A 23,848-nucleotide genomic window follows, 5' to 3' on the forward strand; every position below is an offset into this window, starting at 1 on the left:
ATTGTTTTAGTTTGTTTTTTGGTTTTGTTTTAAAATATTAATAAAAAAATAAGAACTCAATTTCAATGCATGATCTAAAGTATCACACAATTTTTTAATTAAAATATTTTACTAAATCGATTTAGTAAATTAATAAAAAAAACAGATTATCCATTTTAAAAAACTTTAAAATGATTAATCTTATTTTATATTATACCGATTCTCTAATAATCAGTTTCCCTTTTTCAAGTACTTTTTCTATCATAAAATCGTTTCCATTTGTCATTTGATCCATCAGTAATTGAACTGCTTTTACAGCAATACCATCAATAGGCTGTTCAATAACTGAAATAGACGGAGAGTGCAATTTAAAACTATAATGGTCGTCATAACTAATGATCGAAATATCCTCAGGAATCCTCAAACCCATTCTTTTGAAAGCTTGCAAACCGGCTAATCCCATATAATTCGCTAAAAAAAGCACTGCATCTATACCCGGTTTCTTTTTGAAAAAATCAATTATAGCGTCAATTTTACTTTCTTCGTTACTGCGATAATCTAAATGTAGAGTAAGTGTCTCGTCATATATACCTGCCTCTTTCATTGCATCAGAATATCCTTTCTCACGCAATTTCATCTGAATCATTTCTGAAGTATTATTAACCACAGCGATATTTTTACATCCCTTTTTTATGAAAAATTCTGTTGCCACATAAGCACCATTATAATTATCCATCACAACATGACTCACATTTTGATTTGGAAAGTACCTGTCAATTAGCACTACAGGCATTTTTAATTTTAAAAGATGATCAATGCTTTTCTCTAATTTTTCTGTTGGAGTTATAATAAAACCATCCACATTTGCCTGAAGCAAACTTTGAATTAATTCCGCCGATCTTTCATTATCATCGCCTGTGCTACAATAAAAAACTCTATATCCTAACTTCTTAGCTTCATCTTCTATTACTCTGGCTAAATCCGAAAAGAACTGATTCGAAATATCTTCAACAATAAGCCCGATGGATCTGGTTTTTCCTGTACGAAGACTGCTGGCAATCATATTCGGTTTGTAATGCAACTTCTCAGCTACATCTTGCACTTTTACAATAACCGCTTTGCTGATTCCCATTTTCTCTCCTTTTCCATTAAGGACAAAAGACACCGTAGAGATTGAGACTCCAGACTCTATAGCTATGTCTTTAATGGTAATTTTTTTCATTAGGAAACTAACTTTAAGAAAAATTTAATATTTACGCGACAAATATATATAAAAATAGTTACAAAATCGTTTTAGTAAATATTTTTTTAAAAGAATCGCTTTTTTTATGCTAACAAACAGCTAAAAACATAGCATTATAGGATATACACGAAGATATTCTTATAATAAAAATATCCGGAATTTGACTAAAACAGCATCAATAACACCTAAAAAGGTCTGAAAAACACTTTAATTTTAAACAAATAATTCTGAGAAGTTAGACCACAAAAACTAAACCCCGAAGTTGAATTACTTCGGGGTTTAGTATATAAAACAATAGATAAATCCGGTATCTAAATAAGAATAATTACCATTTAATAATAGCGCTTCCCCAAGTAAAACCACTTCCAAAAGCTGCCAAAACAACAGTATCACCTGATTTTATTTTTCCTTTTTCCCAAGCTTCAGTTAAAGCAATTGGAATAGAAGCTGCAGTGGTATTTCCGTATTTTTGAATATTATTATACACCTGATCGTCTGTTAAGTTGAATTTCTTTTGAATAAACTGTGAAATTCTCAAATTTGCCTGATGCGGAATCAACATATCAATATCCGAAACCTGCAAATTATTGGCTTGTAAACCTTCATTAATTACCTCACTAAAACGAACTACTGCATTTTTAAATACAAATTGTCCATTCATGTATGGGAAATAACTTTCGTCATCTGGATTATTGTCAGCCAAGATATCAGTTACCCAACGACCTCCCATCCCTGGAGCTTTTACAATTAATTCTTCGGCATATTGCCCTTCAGAGTGTAAGTGTGTGGAAAGAATTCCTTTGGTTAAGTCTTCTTCTCTGCTCAAAACAGCTGCCCCTGCCCCATCTCCAAAAATTACCGAAACGCCACGTCCACGAGACGTCATATCTAATCCTGTAGAATGCACCTCAGAACCTATAACTAATACATTTTTATACATTCCAGACTTTATATATTGGTCCGCAACAGATAAACCGTAAATAAATCCAGAACATTGATTTCTTACATCTAATGCGCCAACAGTCCCCAAACCTAAATCACGCTGTACTAAAACTCCTGGTCCAGGAAAGTAATAATCAGGACTTAATGTGGCAAAAACTATAAAATCGATATCTTCCTTAGCAACACCAGAACGCTCAATCGCAATTTTAGCCGCTTTCACGCCCATAGAAGTTGTTGTATCTTCTCCTTTTATAATGTGTCTACGTTCTTGAATTCCTGTTCGTTCCTGAATCCATTCGTCATTGGTGTCAATGATTTTCGATAAATCATCATTAGTCACCACGTTTTCGGGAACATAATAACCTAATCCTGCTATTTTTGAATGATACATACTATTGTTATTTTATTAAAATAAAGTTGCAAATTTAAACATACTTAAAAATATGAGCCCACAAATTACTACTTTTTTGTCAATTTACAAGTTTTATGATATTTGGAGTAATTTCCTGTTATCCTTACTACTACAATCCACTGAAAGGATCCAAACAATACCATTTAGACCTAATCCTAATCTGACTTAAAAGTTAAAAAGAGATATTTATTTCCAAATGTAACAACATTGAATTATTTTAGACCAATTATTGACACTGCCAACACTAATTTAAAATCATTCAAATTATGAAATTAAAAATTCCATTTTTTTTATTTCTTGGACTAAGCTTAACCACTTTTGCGCAAGAAAATTTAACCTATCAAAAACCTTCCAAATCAATCGCAGATTTAGCTGATTACGAAAGAGCACCTTCGGTATCAATGGATACCAAAAAAGAATACATGCTCTTAAGCTATAGAAATACTTATAAAACTTTAGACGATTTAAATCAGGACGAATTGCGTTTAGGAGGATTGAGAATAAATCCAGTAACTAATATTTCGAGTACAGTTACGTATATCAACAATCTTAAATTACGTAAAATAAAAGAAAAAGAAGAAATACAGGTTTTAGGTTTGCCAAAAAATCCTCGTATCAGTAATATCGCTTGGTCTCCAAATGATAAAAAAATCTCATTTTCCCACACTACGGCTACTGGAGTTGAGCTTTGGTTCATCGATGTAATTTCGGCGAAAGCCACCAAATTAACAGAGGCTACTGTAAATGCTAATCTTGGTAATCCATTCAGCTGGATGAATGACAACGAAACTATTTTGGTGAAAATGTTACCAAAAAACAGAGCAGCCCTTTTGGATGCCAAAAAAGATTTGCCAACCGGTCCGATAATTTCGAATGCTGATGGTGCTAAATCTCAAAACAGAACCTATCCGGACATGTTGAAAAACAAGAATGATGAAATCAATTTTGAGAACATCATTACTTCTGAATTATACAAAGTAAACTTGAACGGAACAGCAACTTTATTCAAAAAATCCGATATGTATGCCGGAGAAATTTTCTCTCCTGATGGAAATTATATCATGCTGACTACCATTCAAAAACCATTTTCGTATATCGTTCCCTTGAACCGTTTTCCTTCAAAATCAGCAATCTACGACAAAGCTGGAAACGAAGTAAAAGTTGTGAATGAAGTGCCACTGACTGAAATTATCCCTAAAGGTTTCATGGCCGTTCGCAAAGGAAAAAGAAACATGAGCTGGAGAGCAGATAAACCGGCAACATTAGTTTACGCAGAAGCTTTAGACGCAGGAGACCCTGCAAATAAAGTGGAATTCAGAGACGAAGTTTTTCTTTGGAATGCACCATTTGATGCAACAGCCACTTCATTGGTAAAAACACCACAGCGTTACGACCGAATGATTTGGGGGAATGACAACGTTGCCATAATTTCAGATGAATGGTATGACACGCGTAATACCAAAACGTATGTAATCAATCCATCGAATCCAGGTCAAGCTCCGAAAGTAATTTTCGACAGAAACTCACAGGATGTATATTCCGATCCAGGGAATTTTGAAACCAGAAAAAACCAATACAACAGGTATGTTTTGGCTATCGAAAATGACAATGCATTTCTTATAGGGAATGGATTTACTAAAAACGGGCAATTCCCATTTATCAGTGAATTTAATTTGAAAACATTACAAGCAAAACGGCTGTACACTTCAGCTTATAAAGATAAAAAAGAGGATATATTGGAGATTGAAGACTTCAAGAAAGGAACTGTTTTAGTACAAATCCAGTCTAAAAATGAATATCCGAATTATTACCTTAGAAACATTAAACAAAAAAACAAACTGACACCAATCACAGCATTCAAAAATCCTTTTGAGAGTATTAAAAACGTGAGTAAAGAAGTCATTAAATACAAGCGTAAAGATGGTGTTGAATTATCTGGAACGTTATATTTGCCGGTAGGTTATGACAAAGTAAAAAAAGAGAAAATGCCATTGTTGATTTGGGCCTATCCAGCAGAATACAAAGACAAAAATTCAGCGGGACAAAGTACACAAAACCCGAATGAATTCACGTTTCCTAGTTATGGTTCTTTCGTATACTGGGTAACCAAAGGCTATGTAGTTCTTGATGACGCTGCTTTTCCAATTATAGGTGAAGGAACAACAGAACCAAATGATAATTTCATGACGCAATTAGTTGACAATGCTGAAGCGGCCATCAATGCTGTGGATGCTTTGGGATACATCAACAGAAAAAAAGTAGCCGTTGGCGGTCACTCGTATGGTGCTTTTATGACGGCTAATTTATTGACGCATTCAAATCTTTTTGCTTGTGGAATAGCTCGAAGTGGTGCGTATAACAGAACGTTGACTCCTTTTGGTTTCCAAACGGAACAACGCAACTACTGGGAAACTCCTGAAGTGTACAATACAATGTCGCCATTCATGAATGCTGATAAAATGAAAACACCAATGCTTTTAGTACACGGTGAAGCCGATAATAATCCGGGAACGTTCACTTTGCAAACCGAACGTTATTTCCAAGCGTTGAAAGGTTTAGGCGCTCCGGCAAGAATGGTAATTCTCCCAAAAGAAGCACACGGTTATGTCGCCAAAGAGAATATTTTACATTTGCTTTGGGAACAAGATCAGTTTTTAGAAAAGTATTTGAAGAATTAATTCAAACTACAGAAGGCAGTGATCAGTAACTAGTGGTCAGTGATCAGAAAGTAGAAAATGAAAAATGAACATAAAACAAAACCCCAAAATTTTATAAATTTTGGGGTTTTGTTTTTTACTATACTGTTATAAAAGTTGAAAACGGCTTCGACTTCCGATAGTTATCAGAAGTGGAAATCACTGAATACTGAGAACTGATTACCGAACACTTGTTCTCAGGATAACATCAAGTATACTTCCTGATTAAATTCTAATTCCGAATCATGTTCAAAGAAAATCGCTCTTCTTTCAAAAGCCGCTTTAATCAAATAATGACTTCCTTTAAAATAACATTGCTTCACAACCGCTTTCATCACGCCGTTATCGACCACTTTCAATTGATGCGGGTACAATAAAAGTGCTGTATCTTCGTCATCCTCAAGAGCTATTAATTGAGACAATTTCAACTCATTTACTTCTCCAAAAAGAGACGCAATGTATTTATTAGCTGGGTTTTCATACAAGGATTTAGAATTCCCTTTTGCAACTACTTTTCCGTTTTGAACCACAATTGTTTCATCAGAGAAAGACAACGCATCAGTACTGTCATGCGTGGCAATAATACAGGTAACTCCTTTGTCTTTTAAGTAACGGAATAAATTGCGGCGCAAAGAATTCTTTCTAAAAGAATCAATTTGGCTAAAAGGTTCGTCGAGCAAAATAATTTCCGGTTCCAAAGCTAAAACTCTAGCCAAAGCCACTCTTTGTTGCTGTCCGCCACTTAGGAATTTTGCTTTTACTTTTGCGAAAGTGGTCATTTCGACCATATCTAATAATTCTTGAACACGGGCTTTCTTTTGCTCAGGATACATATTCGACAAGAACTTGCCTACATTTTCTTCGACAGTTATGTAGGGCATTAAATCGAAATCCTGTGCTAAATATTTAATATAATCTTCTCCCGGAACAAGATTGTATTTAGGACCCAAAATGGGTTTGTCATTATAGGTAATTGCTCCGCTATCCAAGTCATATAATCCGTAAATAAGTTTTAGCAATGTACTTTTACCGCAACCGCTTTCGCCAATAATAGCAGTATTTTGACCTTTGGCAATTGTGAAACTAACATTTTCAATAACGGGTTTGTCAATGTAAGTGAAGGAAATATCTTTTATCTCGAGCATCATCTGTATTTAAGAGTGCAAATTTACAATGTTTAATTCAAATTTAGGCACAAAAAAAGGCTGCTTCTTGACGAAACAGCCTTTGTTTATATAGTATTTTTTGCTTAGTTTTTCACTTCAGCTTCGGCATCTTTAATCATTTTCTCGTTTGCAGTAATAGCAAATTCAACACGACGGTTTTGGCTTCTACCTTCAACTGTTTCATTTGAAGCAATTGGATCAGCAATTCCTAAACCAGTAACTTGAAACCTACTTGAAGAAACACCTTTGCTATTCAAATAATTTCTAACTGAGGCTGCTCTTTCTCCTGAAAGCTTTAAGTTATAATCAGCTGGACCAGTACTGTCTGTATATCCGTAAATCGTAATGTTAGTATCTGGATATTCTCCAAAAACAGGAACCAATTTATCTAAGTTAGCTTTTGCAGCAGCGGTCAAAGAAGATTTATTAGTATCAAAACGCACAGCATTTTCATTCAAAACTAATTTAATCCCTTCTCCTACACGAACTACTTCAGCTCCTGGAAGTGCAGCATCGATTTCTCTTGCTTGTTTGTCCATTTTGTTACCAATAACTCCACCGGCAACTCCACCAATAACACCACCTAACACAGCTCCCATTGCTCCTTTACCACCTTTACCAAGATTGTTCCCAAGAACACCTCCTAATACAGCTCCGGCAACAGCACCTATTCCTGCTCCTCTTTGTGTTTTATTCGTATTTTTTACTGCTTCACAGCTCGTAAACATTGAACCTATAATCATTATTGTTGCCATTGCAACTATTGAAATCTTTTTCATATCTGAATTTTTTATTAGTTAACTTTTTGAAATTGGTACACTACGTTAGTCATTTTTCCTCCAACATCGATTTTATCAATCAATTGAAAAGAAGACTCTGTTTGATTGGCTACGTATAAAATATATCCATCTCTAACTTTTCGTGCTTTTTCACCTGCATCAAGAATTTTTAGGACAAACTGACCATCATTATTCACAAACCAAGTAATTGGCGAGCTAAATGATACACAATTTGCTTTTGTCAAAGCCATATTTCCTTTATTGTTATTGGAAACAAATTTCCATGTACTTCCTACAAAACATTCCGAATCCGCAAGTTGAAAACTATTCACTTTGATATATTGCGAACCTGGATACGTTACAGAACTGATTTCCCAATTTCCTTTCATTGCAACTTGAGCTTTTCTATCTGTATTCGTACTTGTCACTGATGTTGACTTACATGCGAACATCAAAACAGCTAACGTGCATACTAAAATTACTTTTCTCATTTTTCTAAATTTAATGAATTAATACTTACACAAAGATACAATGCAATGAAAAGAAAATTGTTTCAAAATTAAAGTATTTTATATCATAATTAACGCTTACGACAATTTGTCACTTCTATTATAATTGGTATTCTATTTGAAAGAAACATATCCATCAAAATAAACTTAAAAATTCAAAATATGACAACAGGTAAAATTAATGTTTCGGTAGAGAACATCTTTCCCTTAATCAAGAAATTCTTATACAGCGATCACGAAATTTTCTTGCGAGAATTAATTTCTAACGGAACGGATGCAACACTTAAATTAAAACATTTAACAAGCATTGGCGAAGCCAAAGTAGAATACGGCAACCCAATTATCGAAGTGAAAATCGACAAAGAAGGTAAAAAACTACACATCATCGATCAAGGTTTAGGAATGACGGCTGATGAAGTGGAGAAATACATCAACCAAGTGGCGTTTTCTGGAGCTGAGGAATTTCTTGACAAATACAAAGATTCTGCTAAAGATTCTGGAATTATTGGACATTTTGGTCTTGGATTTTATTCTGCTTTTATGGTTGCCGAAAAAGTGGAAATTATCACTAAATCGTTCAAAGATGAACCAGCGGCACACTGGACATGCGACGGAAGCCCAGAATTCACATTAGAACCAGCTGACAAAACTTCTCGTGGAACAGAAATCATTTTGCATATCGCCGAAGATTCTTTGGAATTCTTGGAAGAATACAAAATCAAAGAGCTGTTGAACAAGTACAATAAGTTCATGCCTATTCCAATTAAATTTGGAACAAAAACAGAGAAAATAGAGCAAAAAAAGGGTGAAGAAGTTGCTGAAGAAGATAAAGACAAAACTTTTACAGAAGTTGAAGTAGACAATATCATCAACAACCCAAATCCAGCTTGGACCAAACAACCAACGGAATTATCTGCAGAGGATTACAAGAATTTCTACCATGAATTGTATCCAATGCAATTTGAAGAACCATTATTCCACATTCATTTAAATGTAGATTATCCGTTTAACTTAACCGGTATTTTGTATTTCCCAAAATTAGGTTCTGATTTACAAATTCAGAAAGATAAAATCCAATTGTACCAAAATCAAGTGTACGTAACGGATAATGTAGAAGGAATTGTTCCTGAATTTTTAATGATGCTAAAAGGTGTTGTTGATTCACCGGACATTCCATTGAACGTTTCTCGTTCTGGATTGCAAGCTGATGCTGCGGTGAAAAAAATATCCAATTATATCACGCGTAAAGTTGCCGATAAATTAAAATCGTTATTCACTGAAAACCGTGAAGATTTTGAACAAAAATGGAACGACATCAAAATCGTTTTAGAATACGGAATGCTTTCTGAAGATAAATTCTACGAAAAAGCAGGTGCGTTTGTTTTGTATCCAACAGTTGACGGTAAATATTACACATTAGAAGAATTAAAAGAAAATCTTGCTGCGAACCAAACAGACAAAGACGGAAAATTAGTGGTTTTATACGCTGGGAATAAAGAAGCGCAACACTCTTATATCGAAATTGCAAAAGACAAAGGATATGAAGTATTGTTACTGGATTCTCCGATTATCTCGCATTTAATTCAAAAAATTGAAGGCGATAACAGCAACATGACTTTTGTACGTGTCGATTCGGATCATATTGATAATTTAATCAAGAAAGAGGAAACTACTATTTCTAAATTATCGGAAGAAGAACAAACTAACTTGAAAACCGTTTTAGAAGCTATTGTTCCTAAACAAACGTATTCAGTACAACTGGAAGCTTTAGACAGTAATGCTTCACCATTTATCATAACGCAACCAGAATTTATGCGTAGAATGAAAGAAATGAGTCAATCAGGCGGCGGTGGAATGTTCGGTATGGGAAATATGCCGGAAATGTACAATTTAGTGGTAAACACTAATTCTGAATTAGCGACAAGCATTCTAAACAACAAAGACAAAACCGCTCAAGAAAGTTTGGTAAAACAAGCCTTAGACTTAGCTAAATTGTCACAAAACCTTTTGAAAGGAGAAGCATTAACGGCTTTCGTGAAAAGAAGTTTTGAGATGATTAAATAATTTCGGCAAAACGCAACAATATTAAGGCTGTCCAAATTGGGCAGCTTTTTTTTTGAAGCAGAACGATTGTTTTCCAGAATCACTTTCGTCCCGCTATGCGCTACAATCTTTGAATAATGGATTTAGAATAATATTTGATTCTAACCCAATTCGCGGATATACAAAAATCAACTCGTACACTGATAGCGCAGTTTTGCAAACTGTGCCCACAACAGGAAGCAACTAAACTAAATAATCGAGAGGAATGAGTTTACTTTTTGTCCCAATAGGATTTATTGTAACAGAAAATAATGTAAAATACCTGCTGTAAAATAAGTAAAGCCGTTTTTTCTAAACAAGAAAAAACGGCTTTTTGCAAACTTCAATATATTAAAAAAGACCTAATCGTACGCTGGGAGCGCGCACGCCTATTTGTGTATTTACCGGAGTATTCCTTGGTGCTCTTTGATAATTTCTTTGATCATATTCATAATAATAAAATCCCGCGTGTCCATAAAAGGAATCGCTGTGGTGACAACGGGTATCGCAATGAGAATGATGCATTGTATAAACATCTTGCTTGCTGGCAATATAAGTCCGATACGCTTTTCTATTCTTTTTTTTCAAATCCTTTTCGTACTCTTTTTGCTCTTTCCAAAAGGCTTTCTCTTCGGTTTTCGTTTTAGCCTTAAATGTTAACTCATAATTGGCATCTTCACTACCTCTTTGTTGATAATAAGTGATTTTATCTACATTGGTATTTATGCTTGTTTCACTTTCTACACTGGCTTCTTGTGCATTTACTGTTGTTATTGCTCCCAAAAAAAATAGGACTAGTAGGAATTTCATCGTTTTCATAATTATAAATTTTAATTACAGTTACTATCGTTTGACTAACTTCAATAGTAAGACAACTGTAAAACACTTTACCCTACCTAAGAATAGTATTATTTTAAAAACGTACTAAGAAACTACAAGTTCACACTTGCCATTTTTTTATTTAAAAAAGAATCGAATTGCGTACTTTAGATTTTTCATTATAAAAACACAAACACAATTATGATTTTACAAATAGAAACTCCGGCATTACTTTTTGGCGCAACTTCGTTGATTTTATTGGCGTATACCAATCGCTTTTTGACTATTGCCACAATCGTAAGAGGATTAAAAAAAACCTACAAGGAAAAGCAAAACGATATGATTTTATTGGAAATCAAAAATCTTAATTTGCGCTTAACGCTAATTCGCAATATGCAAATGGCTGGCGTAATGAGTCTGTTTTTATCCGTTTTTGCCATGTTGCTGTTATTTTTAGAGCAACAAACGGCCGGGATTTATCTTTTTGGACTGAGTTTATTAGGCCTATTGATTTCATTGGGATTGTCATTTTGGGAAATCAGTATTTCCGTAAATGCGTTGCGATTGCATTTGAGCGATTTAGTCGACAAAGAAGTGAAATGAAATTAGTGTTAGACTAACCAATCCTGTAGATTTATCTTTAATCACCTCATTGCGAAGCGAAATCAAACCAGAATAAAAGTCTAAAATATTAAGTCCTAATTTATATCTCATAACTAGGAACTAAACCCTATCTTTGCCCGCTTTTTAAAATTGAAAAAATGATAAAGAATAGTGTATTAAAAGGAGTTTTCTTAGTAGGTCTTGGTGCAACAAGTTATGGAATGCTGGCTACTTTTGTAAAAATAGCCTACGGCGAAGGTTTCACCACACCCGAAGTTACCATTGCACAATTTGTATATGGAATCACGGGAATGCTGCTTATTAATATTTTCCAAAAAGCTAAAAAAGGAAATGACGTCGTAAAAGCATCCAAGAAAAACATTACCCAATTAATGCTAGCCGGAACTTCTCTGGGGATGACGAGTATTTTTTATTATTTGGCGGTAAAATACATTCCAGTTTCTATTGCTATCGTTTTACTGATGCAAACCGTTTGGATGGGCGTTTTATTCGAAATGATATTAGAAAAGAAAAGACCTTCTACTCAAAAAATAGTTTCTGTAGTTATTGTATTAATCGGTACGGCACTTGCCACAAATCTTATTCAAAGCAAAGTAGCATTAGACTGGCGCGGTATCGTTTTAGGGCTTTTGGCGGCAACTTCCTTTACCACAACCATGTTTACCGCTAATCATATAGCGACTCATATTTCCTCAGCGCAACGCAGTTTGTTCATGTTGCTTGGCGGTGCTCTTATTGTAACCGGATTTGCGATTGCAACCCAAACAGCTCCTTTCAATTTCGAAATTTTCATGAAATGGGGAATAATTCTGGCTCTTTTTGGAACTATAATTCCGCCTTTATTGTTCAATGCCGGTTTCCCACTCACAGGAATAGGACTAGGAAGCATTGTCTCTGCGTTAGAACTCCCTATATCAGTATTAATGGCGTATTTTCTTTTGAGTGAAAACGTGACTCTAATCCAATGGATTGGAATTATTTTAATCATTCTGGCAATTGTGATTATGAATGTCAACTTCAAGAAAACGACTTAATTTCTATTTAAAGACATTTGTACTCATTTCATTAAAATTTTTATAAATTCGTGATAAATAACTTTATTATGAATTTACCTTGGCATTTATATGTGATGGCTTTTCTTTACTTTATCGCAGGATTAAACCATTTCAGAAACCCGAGACTGTACCTAAAAATCATTCCTCCTTATTTTCCGAATCCAAAATTATTAAACCACATCAGCGGTTTAGGAGAAATATTTTTGGGAATCGCACTCTGTATTCCGCTACTTTCAAACTATGCTGCTTGGGGAGTTATTGCCTTATTGATGGCTATTTTCCCAACACATTTGTATATGTATTTCGATGAAAAAGCAAGAATGGGTTTGCCAAAATGGGTTTTGCTTTTGCGAATGCCATTACAATTAGTTCTCATTTTCTGGGCTTACCAATACATCTAAGTCATTGAAATCACTTTTCGAATCCACATCCGAACCTATATTCCTTGACTTGCCAGATGCTGAAATTATCTATTATCCTCAGTTTTTTGACAAAGAGCAAGCCGATATTATTTTTGCCGAATTAGTAAAAGAAATTCCTTGGCAACAAGATGAAATTCGGGTGTACGGAAAAATTCATCCGCAACCACGTTTGACGGCTTTGTTTGGAAACGAAGGAAAACCTTATTCGTATTCAAATATAACCATGCAGCCGCATGCTTGGAATTTGCTTTTGCAAAAGCTAAAAACAGAAATCGAAAAAGTTACTGATACAAATTTCACAACCGTTTTACTCAATTACTATCGCGACGGAAAAGACAGTAACGGCTGGCATGCCGATAACGAAAAAGAATTAGGAATAAATCCTGTGATTGCTTCGTTGAGTTTTGGTGTGGAACGTACGTTTCAGCTAAAACATAACCTAGATAAAGACCTGAAAAAAAGTATCGTTCTGCAACACGGAAGTTTATTAATAATGAAAGGAACAACGCAGCATTTCTGGAAACATCAAATTCCAAAAACAGCAAAACCCATTGGTCCCAGAATAAATGGTACCTTTCGGATAATCAAATAATTATTTTCAATAAAAATTATTAAATTTGAAATAAATACTCCAATTATGAATGATATTATTGCTTATTTTTCTACCATCCCATCGTCTCACCGAAGCTTAATTCTTGTGGGCGGAATCACTTTTTTTTGGTTAATAGAAAATGCTTTTCCGCTTTTTAACTTCACGTATAAAAAATGGCATCATGCGGGTATTAATATCTTCATGACGTTTACCACTATTGTAGTCAACTTTTGTTTGGCGTTTATTTTATTAAAATCAGCCGATTGGACTATTGCCAATAATTTTGGAATTTTACAATGGCTGCCCGAAATGCCTTTATGGCTTTACGCATTAGTCGGATTGCTTTTATTGGATTTAATTGGCGCTTATCTGGTACATTTAGTAGAACATAAAACTAAATTTTTATGGCGTTTCCATTTGATTCATCATACCGATACTTGGATTGATACTACAACAGCAAACAGACATCATCCGGGAGAAAGTGTAATCCGTTTTACATTTACGGCTATGGGTGTTTTAATTATCGGAAGTCCCATGTGGATGGTTTTCCTTTACCAAACATTATCCGTTGTGGCAACACAATTTAATCATGCTAATATTTCGCTTCCAAAAAAAGTAGATACTATTTTGAGTTATTTTATCGTTTCTCCTGATATGCATAAAGTTCACCATCACTATGTTTTGCCTTATACGGATAGTAATTATGGCAATATATTTTCAATTTGGGACCGGATTTTCGGAACCTTCATGACGCTTCCAAAAGAAGAAATCATTTATGGAATCGACACGCATCCGAAGCCTGAAGAGCACAATGAATTAAAAAATTTATTAAAAATACCCTTCCAAAAACAACCTTTAAAGGAAAATAGTTAAAAAGTATAAAAAAAATGACCTTTTGAGAAAAAGTAATTATTTTTTTTCTTAATATTGGATGTAATTAAAAATGCAATTTATTAATCATTAACAACTTATTTGAATTAATTTTCACGTGATGAAAAAGAGTAACCGTAAAGAATTGAACTGGGAGCAAACAGAAAAACTTGTTACAATGGCTTTAGAAGAAAAAAATCCTTTTGAAATAATCAAAAAAGAATTTGGTCTGGCAGAAAAAGAGATTCTTGAAATCATGAAAAAGAAGATGCCGGCAGAGAAATTTGAAATGTGGAAAAAGAAAGCGACTGCAAACAAACCAAAACCAAAACCCGTTAAGATTGATAATTTTGATGAAGATTTGGATGGAAAATATTATATAAAAAACAAATTAGACTAAAAATAAAACTCCTGATATTCGGGAGTTTTTGTTTTTATGCCAACTAACTTTTCACAAACGCAATAATGGTTTCAGTAACATCAAAAGACAATACTTTTATTTTTGAAATAAAAGGTTGGCACAAAATCTGGGCTCTAGAAAGTAAAATTACGATTCCGAAAGAAAAAATTATTGAAGCCTATCAGGACAAAGAAGAGTTTACTTTTTGGAAAGGCTTTAGAATGCCAGGCACTGAAATTCCTGGTTTTATAGCTGCTGGAACATTTTATAAAAAAGGGAGGAATTTCTGGGATGTAATGAATAAAAAGAAAGCCATAATTGTAGCATTAGAAAATCATTATTACAAAAAACTCATCATTGAAGTTGAAAATCCAGAAGTAGTAATGAATCAATTAAACACTAAATAAAATTTCTTTTATTCTCAAATCCGTTTTAAAAAATAAAAAATTTAAAAATAGTTTCTAGTCCTTATAAATTGTAACAATTCAACAATTTGAAAGACTAACAACTAAAATAAAATAACACAAAATGAAAAGAATATTTTTTACACTCGCATTTGCATCGGTTCTTTTGAGCTGTAAAACTGCCAGTACTTCAACTAATGACTCGAAATCTGTTACTGATATAGTAAAAGTTGCTATTAATTTGAATGATGTAAAAGAGGACAAAGTACTTGTCACGATTACTTCTCCAAAAATCAGAATGGATGAAGTAACATACAGCATTCCTAAAATTGTTCCTGGAACCTATTCTGTAGATGATTACGGTAAATATATCGAGGATTTTAAAGCATTTGACAGTAAAGGAAACATACTGCCAGTTACTAAAACAGATGACAACACCTGGAATATTAAAAATGCAAAAACATTAGTAAAAATAACCTATTTAGTAAACGACACATTTGACACCGAAAAAGGTGGCGGTTTTGGTAAAAACGACATTTTTTCGCCAGCGGGAACAAACATAGATGCAGGAAAAAACTTTATGTTGAACATGCATGGTTTTGTAGGCTATTTTCAAGACAAAAAAGACCTTCCCTATACTGTTAGCATTGCACACCCAGAAACACTTTGGGGAGCCACTTCAATGACGGATCAAGATGCAAGCACAACGAATGATGTATTTACAACACCTCGTTATGCTGAATTGGTTGAAAACCCTATCATGTATGCTAAACCGGACTATACCACTTTTACAGTAGACGGTATGGAAATACTGATTGGTGTTTATTCTCCTACTGGAAAAGTGACTGCCGAAAGCATTACTCCTGAGATGAAAACCATGATGACCGCCCAAAAAACATTTTTAGGAAAAATCAATGCTACAAAAAAATACAGCGTATTGTTGTACTTATCAAGTATGACGCCTACTGACGCTAAAGGATTTGGAGCACTAGAACACCCTACTGCGACCACTGTTGTTTTACCTGAAATGATGCCAAAAGAAGAATTGGTTAAATCAATGAAAGATGTGGTTTCACATGAATTTTTCCATATTGTAACTCCGCTGACTATTCATTCTAAAGAGATTCACTATTTTGATTACAACACGCCTAAAATGTCAGAACATTTATGGATGTATGAAGGGGTGACGGAATACTTTGCAAATCTTTTTCAGATCAACCAAGGGTTAATTACTGAAGAGGATTTTTATACACGTATGGCAGAAAAAATTGAGCATGCAAATGCCATGAATGACACGATGCCTTTCACAACAATGAGCGCTAATGTGTTGACAGAACCATACAAAGCCCAATACTTAAACGTATATGAAAAAGGAGCACTTATTGGAATGTGCTTGGATATTATAATAAGAGAAAAAAGCAATGGAGAAAGAGGAATTCTTGATTTAATGCAAAAATTATCTAACGAATATGGAGCTTCAAAACCATTTAATGATACGGAGCTTTTTGCCAAAATAACTTCATTTACTTATCCTGAAGTAGGAGCTTTTTTGACTACTTATGTATCTGGTGCAACTCCAATTCCTTATGAAACTTATTTGGCTAAAGTTGGTGTTACTAAATCCATAGAAAAAGTACCCGGAAATGTGTTCTTAAAAGGACAATCGCCATACATCACTGTAAATCAGCAAACTAAAGAAATAATTGTGATTCCAAACATGGAATTGAACGTTTTTTATACAAATTTAGGACTTAAAGGAGGAGATGTTTTGGTATCTATCAATGAAAAACCATATTCATTGGATAACATTTATGATATGATTACGGAGAGTCAAAACTGGAAAGAAAACGACTCTATTACCGTAAAAATAAAACGTGACGCTAAGGAACAAATAATCAAAGGAAAGGTACAATTTCCTTATGAAGAGAAAGAAGGTCTTAAGTCTACTGATGCAACCAAAGTTGCTTTAAAAGAAGCTTGGTTGAAATCATAATCTCAAAAATAATTCAGAAAATCCCAATTTAGAAATAGATTGGGATTTTTTTTGTGAAATTTGAATGCGTTAGCAAAATCATTCCAACAATTTTCTTTATTTTGCGCCAAAATATAAACAACAATGAAATCGCCATGATTCAATCCCGAAGTTTCGGAACAAATCATAAAAAATAGCGAAACCATTTTCCAAAAAACAAATTTTAACTTCACATGAAAAAATCTATTATTGCATTCGTTACACTTATCCTGTTGGCATCTTGTGACAAGAATGAATCAAAAACTAATTTACATATTACCGGAAATATTAAAGGATTAAAAAAAGGGACTTTGTATATCCAGCGAATTGTTGATACCACATTGGTAGCTATTGACACAATCAATATCGATGGAAGTTCTACATTCGAAAGTGATCTGGACCTAAAATCACCTGAAATGCTTTATTTGTTCTTAGACAGAGGCGTGAGCAATTCCTTAGACAATAATTTACCATTCTTTGCTGAACCGGGAGCCATAACTATTGAAACCAGTTTAGATCATTATTTGTCTGACGCCAAAATTAAAGGGTCAAAAAATCAGGAAATATTTGAAGAGTACAAAAAGATCAACTCCCGTTTCACAGATGAAAATCTTACTTTGATTGAACAAAAATTTAATGCTATCAAAAGTCAAAACACACAAAAAGTAGATAGTATAATCGTAAAACAAGATTCAAACATAAAAAGAAAGTATTTGTTTGCCACTAATTTTGCATTAAACAACAGAAAATTCGAAGTGGCACCTTATATCGCCTTATCAGAAATCTATGATATCAATATCAAATATTTAGATACCATTCAAAAATCAATGTCACCAAAAGTAGCACAATCGCTTTATGGTAAAAAACTAACGGAATATGTTGCCAGCATCAAGAACCAAAAATAAAGAGTTCTAAAGACAACATGCTATTCCATAATGAGAATAAAAAAATCATCTTGCTGTATAACAAGATGATTTTTTTTGTTTTGTAAAGAAATATAGTTCCGGAAGCTTGACTAAACAAAACCTCATCATTACAAGATCTAAAAGCTGTTTAAGCGTTATTAAAAGCCATTCCGCCAACAATCATCCCTACAAACATTAAAAGATACAGAGAGAAAATTACCAGTGTCATAATTCCAATGAATTTGTAGTGTGATTTTAGATATCTTAAAGAAGTAGTCAGTGTTTCAGAATCGTTGTTATTAAACGCTGCTTTGGCATTAGATGCAAATTTATTCAAGTAATACACCGGAAAGAAATAAAGTGCCGCAATAAGTAAATAAACGACAGCCATCACCATTCCAAAAGAAGAACCCATCATTCCCATTGCAGGATTCATTTTCCCCATAGCAGAGAATAATGTACCGGCAAATAAAGCTGCAAAAACTATAAAACCAATTCCTATGTAACCAAGAATTGATAAAAAATAAGCCCATTTTGCCGTTTCTTTCAAAAAGTCTTTCGCAGACTCATTTAGTTTCATTTCAAAATTTTCAATAACTGAATACTCTTCCATAATTTAATATTTAGGTTAGATACCAAATTTAACAAAAAAATTATGACATTCAATAAAAACGGAATTCAATTCTGATTTTGCCAAAAACAAAAAACCATCCCGATTATGACGGGATGGTTTTATTAAAGAGCCGGCGGAGGGACTCGAACCCACGACCTGCTGATTACAAATCAGCTGCTCTAGCCAACTGAGCTACGCTGGCGACTCATTACGGGTGCAAATATAAGTCTGAATTTCTATTTTCCAAAACAAATTCAAACTTTTTTCGCTTTTTTTTTGACTACAATTCGTTGATTTTAGCAATCAATTGATTAGCAGTTTGTTCCAATTCAACATTGATTTGTTTGAAATGTGCTTTTTTATTTTCTACCTTTTTAGCATTCACTTTAGTGATTAAAGCGTCAAAAGCAGCGATAGCCTCATCAATTAAATCATTAGTTTCAGTTGTTGGTTTTCCTGTTGTAGAAATTTCGAACAAGTAAACTGCTTCAATAATATCTCCTAAAACGTAGTTGATGTCTTTTTTTAAATTCTTAACGTTTGCCATTTTTATTTTTTTAAAATTTGAATTTTAATTTGCGTCTGCAAAAGTACACATAATCTTTCTATTACCGACTATGAAATGTAAATTTCTAAAATTGAAGCTTTTCCATTGAGAATGAATGCATTCATTGCCGCAGGAATTAAAACAGTATCTCCTTTTTTATATTGCAATTTTGAATTGTTGTATTCCAGTTCAAATGTTCCTTCTATACACATATAAACCGTAAAGGTTTTTCCAGATTTAGAAACCAAAATTTCTCCGTCTAACGGAATAAAATTCGTCGTAAAATAAGGACAGTCAACAATTTCGTTTGAATCGTTTATGTTCTTAGTATATTCTTTCTTAGTTTCTACTTTATTGTAATTAATAGCATCCAAAGCCAAATCAATATGCAATTCTCTAGTATTACCATTGCCATCTACCCTGTCAAAATCATAGAGACGATAGGTAATATCCGAAGTTTGTTGAATCTCAGCAACCACTAATCCCGCACCAATAGCGTGAACCGTTCCTGTTTCTAAAAAGAAAACATCACCTGATTTTACTTTTACATCATCCAGAATAGAAAGTAAGGTTTTGTTTGCTAGATTTTCTAAATACTCACTGGCATTCGATTTTTCTTTGAAACCTACAATAATTCTGGCATCATCATCAGCTTGCATAATGTACCACATTTCGGTTTTACCAAAAGAATTATGACGTTTTTTAGCCAACTCATCATTAGGATGCACTTGTATGGACAAATCTTCACGAGCATCTAAATATTTGAAAAGCAACGGAAATTGTTTTCCAAATCTGGCATGAACTTCTGTTCCTAATATTTCATCCGGAGAATCATTTATAATATCAGCCAATGATCTCCCTTTCCATTCTCCATTTATAACAACACTTATATCACCTTCAACTGTAGATAACTCCCAACTTTCTCCTGTAATTGTTGACGTAATTGGCTTATTAAGTACTGTTTTAAGTTTTTCACCTCCCCAAATTCTCTCTTTTAAAATGGGTTCAAATTGTAATGGATAAAATTTCATTTAAGTGTGTGTTTTTGAATTGCAAATGTATAAAATCAATATTTTTTTGCCAAACTACGTTACTGTTTAATCTTTTGAGAAGATTTATGACCATAAAACAGCAACTGAATGCAAATTAAGATAAAACAAATGTATAATACAAAATCTATGATACTAATTTCTGGATGGCTTGAAGCGCTTTCGGAATGTGTTTGGTAGCTAACATACTATCGAATATCATTTGAATGACTCCATTTTTATCCGTTACATACGTAACTCGTCCAGGAAGTAATCCAAACAATCCAGAAGGAACTCCAAAAAGGGTTTTGATTTTTTTATCGTTGTCTGACAAAAGAATAAAAGGCAGTTTATACTGTTCACTGAACTGTTGATGCGAACTGACGCTATCACTACTGATTCCTATCACCTCAGCGCCTAAATCTTTGAAATCTTCATATTGATCTCTAAAACTGCATGCCTCAGCAGTGCAGCCTGGAGTATTATCTTTTGGATAAAAATAAATAACGAGAGGCTTTTTCCCCACAATGTTTTGACTGTCAAAATCATTGCCGTTTGCATCTTTCGCTTTAAAATTGGGTATGGTATCGCCTACTTTTAGTCCCATTATTGACCTTTATAGGTTACAAAATTTCGTGGTGTTTCATAAAGGACAACTTCTAATTCAAACTCAGGCTTGATTCTTTTTCTGATTTTATTCCAAATTACGACAACAATATTTTCGGCAGTTGGATTCAAATCCTGAAATTCAGGTACGTCAATATTCAGATTTTTGTGGTCAAACTGATCCTCAACATCCTCTTTAATGATATCACTCAAGAATTTCACATCCATAACATAACCCGTTTCCGGATCAATTTCACCGGTTACGCTCACTATCAATTCATAGTTATGCCCGTGAAAATTAGGATTATTACACTTCCCGAAAATAGCATCGTTTTGTTCGAAAGTCCAATCTTTCCTGTATAATCTGTGTGCCGCATTAAAATGGGCTTTCCGTGAAATGGTAACTTTCATAATTTCAGATTTCAGATTTCAGATTTCTCATGTTGCGAAATCTAAAGCCTTTATGTTAATATATTTTTGAACCGCTATTTGCAATTCTATATTTTATGATCCTCAAGAAAATGATAAAACTCATCGAAGATAATCTTAAACCAAACCGTATACAACTCCGGATGAACTTCCATGTCCTTTTTTACATCCTCAATTTTCATCCACTTCCAGTCTTCTACTTCCTCTACGTTTATTTCCGGTGCATCATCATAATAACCTATCATGACATGATCTAGTTCGTGTTCCGTCAAGCCATTGTCAAAAGGAGCTTTGTATATAAAATGGAAAAGCTCTTTGAGTTCTGTTTTAAAACCCATTTCTTCAAATAACCTTCTGCTTCCCGCTTGAATATTTGTTTCGCCCTCGCGCTGATGACTGCAACAGGTATTGGTCCAAAGCAAAGGGGAATGGTATTTTTGATGGGCCCGTTGCTGCAACATGATTTCATTTTTGCCGTTTAAAACAAAAACTGAAAAAGCACGATGCAAAACCGCTTTTTCATGTGCTTCAAGCTTAGGCATCAATCCTATCTGCTCATCATTTTCATTAACTAATATTACGTTTTCTTCTAACATATAAATCTATTACTGGTCAAAAATACAAAAAAGATAATTAGGGACGGGGGCTTTAACGTTCTGTTTCGATTTGTTGAAGCCGAATTATTTTAAGGCCGTCCAAATAAAATTGACACTATACTTTCACCGATTCTTTTGTATTTTTATAACAAATTATAAACAGTATCATGAACACGATTACTATCCGAAAAGCACATCATAACGATTTAGAAAAACTCCTTGAATTTGAACAGGGAATTATTGCTGCCGAACGTCCTTTTGACCCTACTTTAAAAGCAGAAAAAATAAATTATTATGATATCGAAAAAATGATTTCAGCTCCAGATATTGAAGTATTGGTAGCCGAAATTGGCTCAGAACTTGTTGGCTCAGGATATGCGCGAATAGAGACTGCAAAGCATTATTTGAATCATCCGAACTATGCTTATTTAGGATTTATGTACACGGATGCCAATCACAGAGGAAAAGGAATAAATGCCAAAATCATTGAAGCGCTCAAAGAATGGTGTAACCTGCAGGATGTATTTGAACTTCGACTGGATGTATACAATGACAATACTTCGGCAATTAAAGCGTATAAGAAATCAGGGTTCAAAAAACACCTTATCAACATGCGAATGGTTTTATAATAATAAGGTTTTGTTAATTCTAAATCCAGAACTGTCTTTTACCCGTAAATAACGATAGTTAAAACTTACTTAAATAACTATTAATTTGCAAAGTAGGCGACATTTTTTGATTCAAAAGCGCTTTACATTTGTACTATAAAAAAGAAAATTATGAGAACAACAACCCGTTTTTTAAGCATCTTATTTTTGCTTCCTTTATTTATGTTCACTGCCTGTGGACAAACGACAAACAAAAAAGACACTACAAAAAAATCTATAACAATGGAAAATTCTATCAACAAACCTGGAAATCCGTATTATTCTAATACAGACACTACAAAACTTAAGGTTAGTGATGCCGAATGGAAAAAGGTTTTACCCGAAGACGTTTACGAAGTAACCCGTAATGCAGATACGGAGAGACCTTTTACAGGAAAATATTGGGACACAGATGAAAAAGGAACCTATTATTGTGCCGCCTGTGGTAATAAACTATTTCGTTCCGGTGCCAAATTTTCAAGCAACTGTGGTTGGCCAAGCTTTTTTGAACAAGACAACAAAAACAGTGTTATTTATAAAACTGACAATTCACTTGGAATGGAGCGAATTGAAGCCCTTTGCGGAAGATGTAACGGTCATTTAGGACATCTTTTTGATGATGGACCTGCGCCAACCGGAAAAAGATACTGTATGAATTCTATCGCACTTGACTTTATTCCTGATTCAAAATAAAAACAAATACTACCTACGCATGAAAAATATATTTTTAATAGTTCTATTGGCTTCATTTGGCATGTTTGGACAAAACAGCTCAATTGATAAAGCCAAAAAACAATCCAATTTCGAAACCATTACATTGGCCGGTGGTTGTTACTGGTGTGTTGAAGCCGTTTATGAAAATCTGATTGGAGTAAAATCGGCGGTATCAGGATACGCAGGCGGAAAAGTTGCCAATCCTACTTATGAGGATGTTTCTACCGGAAGATCCGGTTATGCCGAAGTGGTTCAGATTACCTACGACAAAAACGTAACAAATCTGGATGAGATTTTCAAAGTTTTCTTTACAGTCCATGATCCAACTACGCTAAACCGACAAGGTGCCGATGTAGGAACACAATATCGTTCTGCTATTTTTTATAAAAATGAAGCACAAAAAAAGGCAGCACAAACAATTATCGCTGCAATGAAAAAAGCTGGAATTTATGACAGTCCAATAATCACGACATTGGAGCCGTTGACTAAATTTTATAAAGCTGAAGACTACCACCAGAATTACTATGCAAACAATAAAAGCCAACCGTATTGCCAAATGGTAATCCAACCCAAAATGGAAAAATTCGAAAAGCTTTTTAAAAGCCGATTAAAGAAGAAAAAATAAATTATTAAACTGACGCCTTGTTACTACAAACAAGGCGTTTTTTTTTATATCACACTAAAAAACAAGATACTTTGCACTACTCTTAAAAATTGCTGCAAGGCAAAATATTTTTGCTATATTTGTTTTTAACTGA

26 protein-coding genes and 1 tRNA gene are annotated in these 23,848 nt (G+C 33.9%); 14 read left to right on the top strand and 13 right to left on the bottom strand.

Features of this window, described 5'->3' with window-relative positions:
• Positions 1–190: 190 nt before the first annotated feature.
• Together QLS97_RS13300 and QLS97_RS13305 are read right to left on the bottom strand one after the other, a co-directional pair.
• Positions 191–1,201, bottom strand: a complete 1,011-nt coding sequence (locus QLS97_RS13300; RefSeq protein ID WP_282717332.1) for a LacI family DNA-binding transcriptional regulator — start codon at positions 1,199–1,201, stop codon at positions 191–193.
• Positions 1,202–1,547: 346 nt separating this feature from the next.
• Positions 1,548–2,555, bottom strand: coding sequence for a 3-oxoacyl-ACP synthase III family protein (locus QLS97_RS13305; RefSeq protein ID WP_282717334.1), 1,008 nt, complete (start codon positions 2,553–2,555; stop codon positions 1,548–1,550).
• Between the two features lie 287 nt (positions 2,556–2,842).
• Here QLS97_RS13305 and QLS97_RS13310 point away from each other — a divergent pair, with 287 nt between their 5' ends.
• Positions 2,843–5,254: an alpha/beta hydrolase family protein gene (locus QLS97_RS13310; protein ID WP_282717336.1), complete on the top strand. Its 2,412-nt coding sequence runs from the start codon at positions 2,843–2,845 to the stop codon at positions 5,252–5,254.
• Positions 5,255–5,469: 215 nt separating this feature from the next.
• Here the strand turns inward: QLS97_RS13310 and QLS97_RS13315 are convergent, their stop codons facing one another.
• From QLS97_RS13315 to QLS97_RS13325, 3 genes are all read right to left on the bottom strand, one after another.
• The gene (locus QLS97_RS13315) at positions 5,470–6,417 is read right to left on the bottom strand and encodes an ABC transporter ATP-binding protein (RefSeq protein WP_282717338.1); all 948 of its coding nucleotides are present in this window, start codon (positions 6,415–6,417) and stop codon (positions 5,470–5,472) included.
• A 104-nt stretch (positions 6,418–6,521) separates the two neighbouring features.
• A complete protein-coding gene (locus QLS97_RS13320) occupies positions 6,522–7,217 on the bottom strand; it encodes a YiaD family glycine zipper/OmpA-like lipoprotein (RefSeq protein ID WP_282717340.1) in 696 nt (231 codons plus the stop codon).
• 14 nt (positions 7,218–7,231) lie between these two features.
• Positions 7,232–7,708 (bottom strand): lipocalin family protein, encoded by a 477-nt coding sequence (locus QLS97_RS13325; RefSeq protein WP_282717342.1) that lies wholly within the window; start codon positions 7,706–7,708, stop codon positions 7,232–7,234.
• A 180-nt stretch (positions 7,709–7,888) separates the two neighbouring features.
• Between QLS97_RS13325 and htpG the strand changes: the two genes are divergently transcribed.
• Complete coding sequence (gene htpG / locus QLS97_RS13330) at positions 7,889–9,790, top strand: molecular chaperone HtpG (RefSeq protein ID WP_282717344.1); 1,902 nt, start codon at positions 7,889–7,891, stop codon at positions 9,788–9,790.
• Between the two features lie 369 nt (positions 9,791–10,159).
• Here htpG and QLS97_RS13335 read toward each other — a convergent pair whose 3' ends face one another.
• A complete protein-coding gene (locus tag QLS97_RS13335) occupies positions 10,160–10,627 on the bottom strand; it encodes a hypothetical protein (RefSeq protein ID WP_282717346.1) in 468 nt (155 codons plus the stop codon).
• Positions 10,628–10,828: 201 nt separating this feature from the next.
• Between QLS97_RS13335 and QLS97_RS13340 the strand changes: the two genes are divergently transcribed.
• From QLS97_RS13340 to QLS97_RS13380, 9 genes are all read left to right on the top strand, one after another.
• Positions 10,829–11,230, top strand: coding sequence for a DUF2721 domain-containing protein (locus QLS97_RS13340; RefSeq protein ID WP_099713315.1), 402 nt, complete (start codon positions 10,829–10,831; stop codon positions 11,228–11,230).
• A gap of 158 nt (positions 11,231–11,388) precedes the next feature.
• Complete coding sequence (locus QLS97_RS13345) at positions 11,389–12,285, top strand: EamA family transporter (RefSeq protein WP_282717347.1); 897 nt, start codon at positions 11,389–11,391, stop codon at positions 12,283–12,285.
• 68 nt (positions 12,286–12,353) lie between these two features.
• Positions 12,354–12,707 carry a DoxX family protein gene (locus QLS97_RS13350; protein ID WP_282717348.1) on the top strand — a complete coding sequence of 118 codons (354 nt, stop codon included), beginning with the start codon at positions 12,354–12,356 and terminating at the stop codon, positions 12,705–12,707.
• A gap of 4 nt (positions 12,708–12,711) precedes the next feature.
• Positions 12,712–13,320, top strand: coding sequence for an alpha-ketoglutarate-dependent dioxygenase AlkB family protein (locus QLS97_RS13355; protein WP_282717349.1), 609 nt, complete (start codon positions 12,712–12,714; stop codon positions 13,318–13,320).
• Between the two features lie 45 nt (positions 13,321–13,365).
• The gene (locus tag QLS97_RS13360) at positions 13,366–14,193 is read left to right on the top strand and encodes a sterol desaturase family protein (protein WP_282717350.1); all 828 of its coding nucleotides are present in this window, start codon (positions 13,366–13,368) and stop codon (positions 14,191–14,193) included.
• Between the two features lie 118 nt (positions 14,194–14,311).
• Entirely contained in the window at positions 14,312–14,590 is a 279-nt protein-coding gene (locus QLS97_RS13365) for a DUF2805 domain-containing protein (RefSeq protein ID WP_282717352.1), read from the top strand.
• A 65-nt stretch (positions 14,591–14,655) separates the two neighbouring features.
• A complete protein-coding gene (locus tag QLS97_RS13370) occupies positions 14,656–14,997 on the top strand; it encodes a hypothetical protein (protein WP_282717353.1) in 342 nt (113 codons plus the stop codon).
• Between the two features lie 121 nt (positions 14,998–15,118).
• The gene (locus tag QLS97_RS13375; RefSeq protein WP_282717354.1) at positions 15,119–16,987 is read left to right on the top strand and encodes a M61 family metallopeptidase; all 1,869 of its coding nucleotides are present in this window, start codon (positions 15,119–15,121) and stop codon (positions 16,985–16,987) included.
• A gap of 212 nt (positions 16,988–17,199) precedes the next feature.
• Positions 17,200–17,910: a DUF4369 domain-containing protein gene (locus tag QLS97_RS13380; protein ID WP_282717355.1), complete on the top strand. Its 711-nt coding sequence runs from the start codon at positions 17,200–17,202 to the stop codon at positions 17,908–17,910.
• A gap of 148 nt (positions 17,911–18,058) precedes the next feature.
• Here the strand turns inward: QLS97_RS13380 and QLS97_RS13385 are convergent, their stop codons facing one another.
• The 7 genes from QLS97_RS13385 to idi form a co-directional block, all read right to left on the bottom strand.
• On the bottom strand, positions 18,059–18,523 hold the full coding sequence (locus QLS97_RS13385) for a hypothetical protein (protein WP_282717356.1): 465 nt from the start codon (positions 18,521–18,523) through the stop codon (positions 18,059–18,061).
• A 128-nt stretch (positions 18,524–18,651) separates the two neighbouring features.
• Positions 18,652–18,725 (bottom strand) — tRNA-Thr (locus tag QLS97_RS13390).
• Positions 18,726–18,803: 78 nt separating this feature from the next.
• Positions 18,804–19,070 carry a hypothetical protein gene (locus QLS97_RS13395; protein ID WP_099713324.1) on the bottom strand — a complete coding sequence of 89 codons (267 nt, stop codon included), beginning with the start codon at positions 19,068–19,070 and terminating at the stop codon, positions 18,804–18,806.
• Between the two features lie 68 nt (positions 19,071–19,138).
• Positions 19,139–20,101, bottom strand: coding sequence for a type I phosphomannose isomerase catalytic subunit (locus tag QLS97_RS13400; RefSeq protein ID WP_282717358.1), 963 nt, complete (start codon positions 20,099–20,101; stop codon positions 19,139–19,141).
• A gap of 145 nt (positions 20,102–20,246) precedes the next feature.
• Complete coding sequence (locus tag QLS97_RS13405) at positions 20,247–20,705, bottom strand: peroxiredoxin (RefSeq protein WP_282717359.1); 459 nt, start codon at positions 20,703–20,705, stop codon at positions 20,247–20,249.
• Positions 20,705–21,115: a 6-pyruvoyl trahydropterin synthase family protein gene (locus tag QLS97_RS13410; protein ID WP_099713327.1), complete on the bottom strand. Its 411-nt coding sequence runs from the start codon at positions 21,113–21,115 to the stop codon at positions 20,705–20,707. Before QLS97_RS13410 ends, QLS97_RS13405 begins: the two co-directional genes overlap by 1 nt.
• Positions 21,116–21,201: 86 nt before the next feature.
• On the bottom strand, positions 21,202–21,729 hold the full coding sequence (idi, locus tag QLS97_RS13415) for an isopentenyl-diphosphate Delta-isomerase (protein WP_282717362.1): 528 nt from the start codon (positions 21,727–21,729) through the stop codon (positions 21,202–21,204).
• Between the two features lie 167 nt (positions 21,730–21,896).
• On the opposite strand from idi, the gene QLS97_RS13420 reads away from it, so the two are divergent.
• The 3 genes from QLS97_RS13420 (at position 21,897) to msrA (ending at position 23,715) form a co-directional block, all read left to right on the top strand.
• A complete protein-coding gene (locus QLS97_RS13420; RefSeq protein ID WP_282717363.1) occupies positions 21,897–22,358 on the top strand; it encodes a GNAT family N-acetyltransferase in 462 nt (153 codons plus the stop codon).
• A 150-nt stretch (positions 22,359–22,508) separates the two neighbouring features.
• Entirely contained in the window at positions 22,509–23,069 is a 561-nt protein-coding gene (gene msrB, locus QLS97_RS13425; RefSeq protein WP_282717364.1) for a peptide-methionine (R)-S-oxide reductase MsrB, read from the top strand.
• 19 nt (positions 23,070–23,088) lie between these two features.
• A complete protein-coding gene (gene msrA / locus QLS97_RS13430) occupies positions 23,089–23,715 on the top strand; it encodes a peptide-methionine (S)-S-oxide reductase MsrA (protein ID WP_282717366.1) in 627 nt (208 codons plus the stop codon).
• The last annotated feature ends 133 nt before the right edge of the window (positions 23,716–23,848 follow it).

This window comes from Flavobacterium yafengii (assembly GCF_030010375.1).
Lineage (GTDB): Bacteria > Bacteroidota > Bacteroidia > Flavobacteriales > Flavobacteriaceae > Flavobacterium > Flavobacterium yafengii.

What these genes read in the sequence shown, in the direction of transcription:
- QLS97_RS13345 (WP_282717347.1), top strand. Translation starts at nt 11,389, where the DNA reads ATGATAAAGAATAGTGTATTAAAAGGAGTTTTCTTAGTAGGTCTTGGT.
- QLS97_RS13420 (WP_282717363.1), top strand. Translation starts at nt 21,897, where the DNA reads ATGAACACGATTACTATCCGAAAAGCACATCATAACGATTTAGAAAAA.
- QLS97_RS13385 (WP_282717356.1), bottom strand. Translation starts at nt 18,523, where the DNA reads ATGGAAGAGTATTCAGTTATTGAAAATTTTGAAATGAAACTAAATGAG.
- QLS97_RS13310 (WP_282717336.1), top strand. Translation starts at nt 2,843, where the DNA reads ATGAAATTAAAAATTCCATTTTTTTTATTTCTTGGACTAAGCTTAACC.
- QLS97_RS13360 (WP_282717350.1), top strand. Translation starts at nt 13,366, where the DNA reads ATGAATGATATTATTGCTTATTTTTCTACCATCCCATCGTCTCACCGA.
- idi (WP_282717362.1), bottom strand. Translation starts at nt 21,729, where the DNA reads ATGTTAGAAGAAAACGTAATATTAGTTAATGAAAATGATGAGCAGATA.
- QLS97_RS13395 (WP_099713324.1), bottom strand. Translation starts at nt 19,070, where the DNA reads ATGGCAAACGTTAAGAATTTAAAAAAAGACATCAACTACGTTTTAGGA.
- QLS97_RS13405 (WP_282717359.1), bottom strand. Translation starts at nt 20,705, where the DNA reads ATGGGACTAAAAGTAGGCGATACCATACCCAATTTTAAAGCGAAAGAT.
- QLS97_RS13370 (WP_282717353.1), top strand. Translation starts at nt 14,656, where the DNA reads ATGGTTTCAGTAACATCAAAAGACAATACTTTTATTTTTGAAATAAAA.
- QLS97_RS13380 (WP_282717355.1), top strand. Translation starts at nt 17,200, where the DNA reads ATGAAAAAATCTATTATTGCATTCGTTACACTTATCCTGTTGGCATCT.
- msrA (WP_282717366.1), top strand. Translation starts at nt 23,089, where the DNA reads ATGAAAAATATATTTTTAATAGTTCTATTGGCTTCATTTGGCATGTTT.
- QLS97_RS13350 (WP_282717348.1), top strand. Translation starts at nt 12,354, where the DNA reads ATGAATTTACCTTGGCATTTATATGTGATGGCTTTTCTTTACTTTATC.
- QLS97_RS13305 (WP_282717334.1), bottom strand. Translation starts at nt 2,555, where the DNA reads ATGTATCATTCAAAAATAGCAGGATTAGGTTATTATGTTCCCGAAAAC.
- QLS97_RS13410 (WP_099713327.1), bottom strand. Translation starts at nt 21,115, where the DNA reads ATGAAAGTTACCATTTCACGGAAAGCCCATTTTAATGCGGCACACAGA.
- msrB (WP_282717364.1), top strand. Translation starts at nt 22,509, where the DNA reads ATGAGAACAACAACCCGTTTTTTAAGCATCTTATTTTTGCTTCCTTTA.
- htpG (WP_282717344.1), top strand. Translation starts at nt 7,889, where the DNA reads ATGACAACAGGTAAAATTAATGTTTCGGTAGAGAACATCTTTCCCTTA.
- QLS97_RS13340 (WP_099713315.1), top strand. Translation starts at nt 10,829, where the DNA reads ATGATTTTACAAATAGAAACTCCGGCATTACTTTTTGGCGCAACTTCG.
- QLS97_RS13365 (WP_282717352.1), top strand. Translation starts at nt 14,312, where the DNA reads ATGAAAAAGAGTAACCGTAAAGAATTGAACTGGGAGCAAACAGAAAAA.
- QLS97_RS13320 (WP_282717340.1), bottom strand. Translation starts at nt 7,217, where the DNA reads ATGAAAAAGATTTCAATAGTTGCAATGGCAACAATAATGATTATAGGT.
- QLS97_RS13325 (WP_282717342.1), bottom strand. Translation starts at nt 7,708, where the DNA reads ATGAGAAAAGTAATTTTAGTATGCACGTTAGCTGTTTTGATGTTCGCA.
- QLS97_RS13335 (WP_282717346.1), bottom strand. Translation starts at nt 10,627, where the DNA reads ATGAAAACGATGAAATTCCTACTAGTCCTATTTTTTTTGGGAGCAATA.
- QLS97_RS13300 (WP_282717332.1), bottom strand. Translation starts at nt 1,201, where the DNA reads ATGAAAAAAATTACCATTAAAGACATAGCTATAGAGTCTGGAGTCTCA.
- QLS97_RS13400 (WP_282717358.1), bottom strand. Translation starts at nt 20,101, where the DNA reads ATGAAATTTTATCCATTACAATTTGAACCCATTTTAAAAGAGAGAATT.
- QLS97_RS13375 (WP_282717354.1), top strand. Translation starts at nt 15,119, where the DNA reads ATGAAAAGAATATTTTTTACACTCGCATTTGCATCGGTTCTTTTGAGC.
- QLS97_RS13315 (WP_282717338.1), bottom strand. Translation starts at nt 6,417, where the DNA reads ATGCTCGAGATAAAAGATATTTCCTTCACTTACATTGACAAACCCGTT.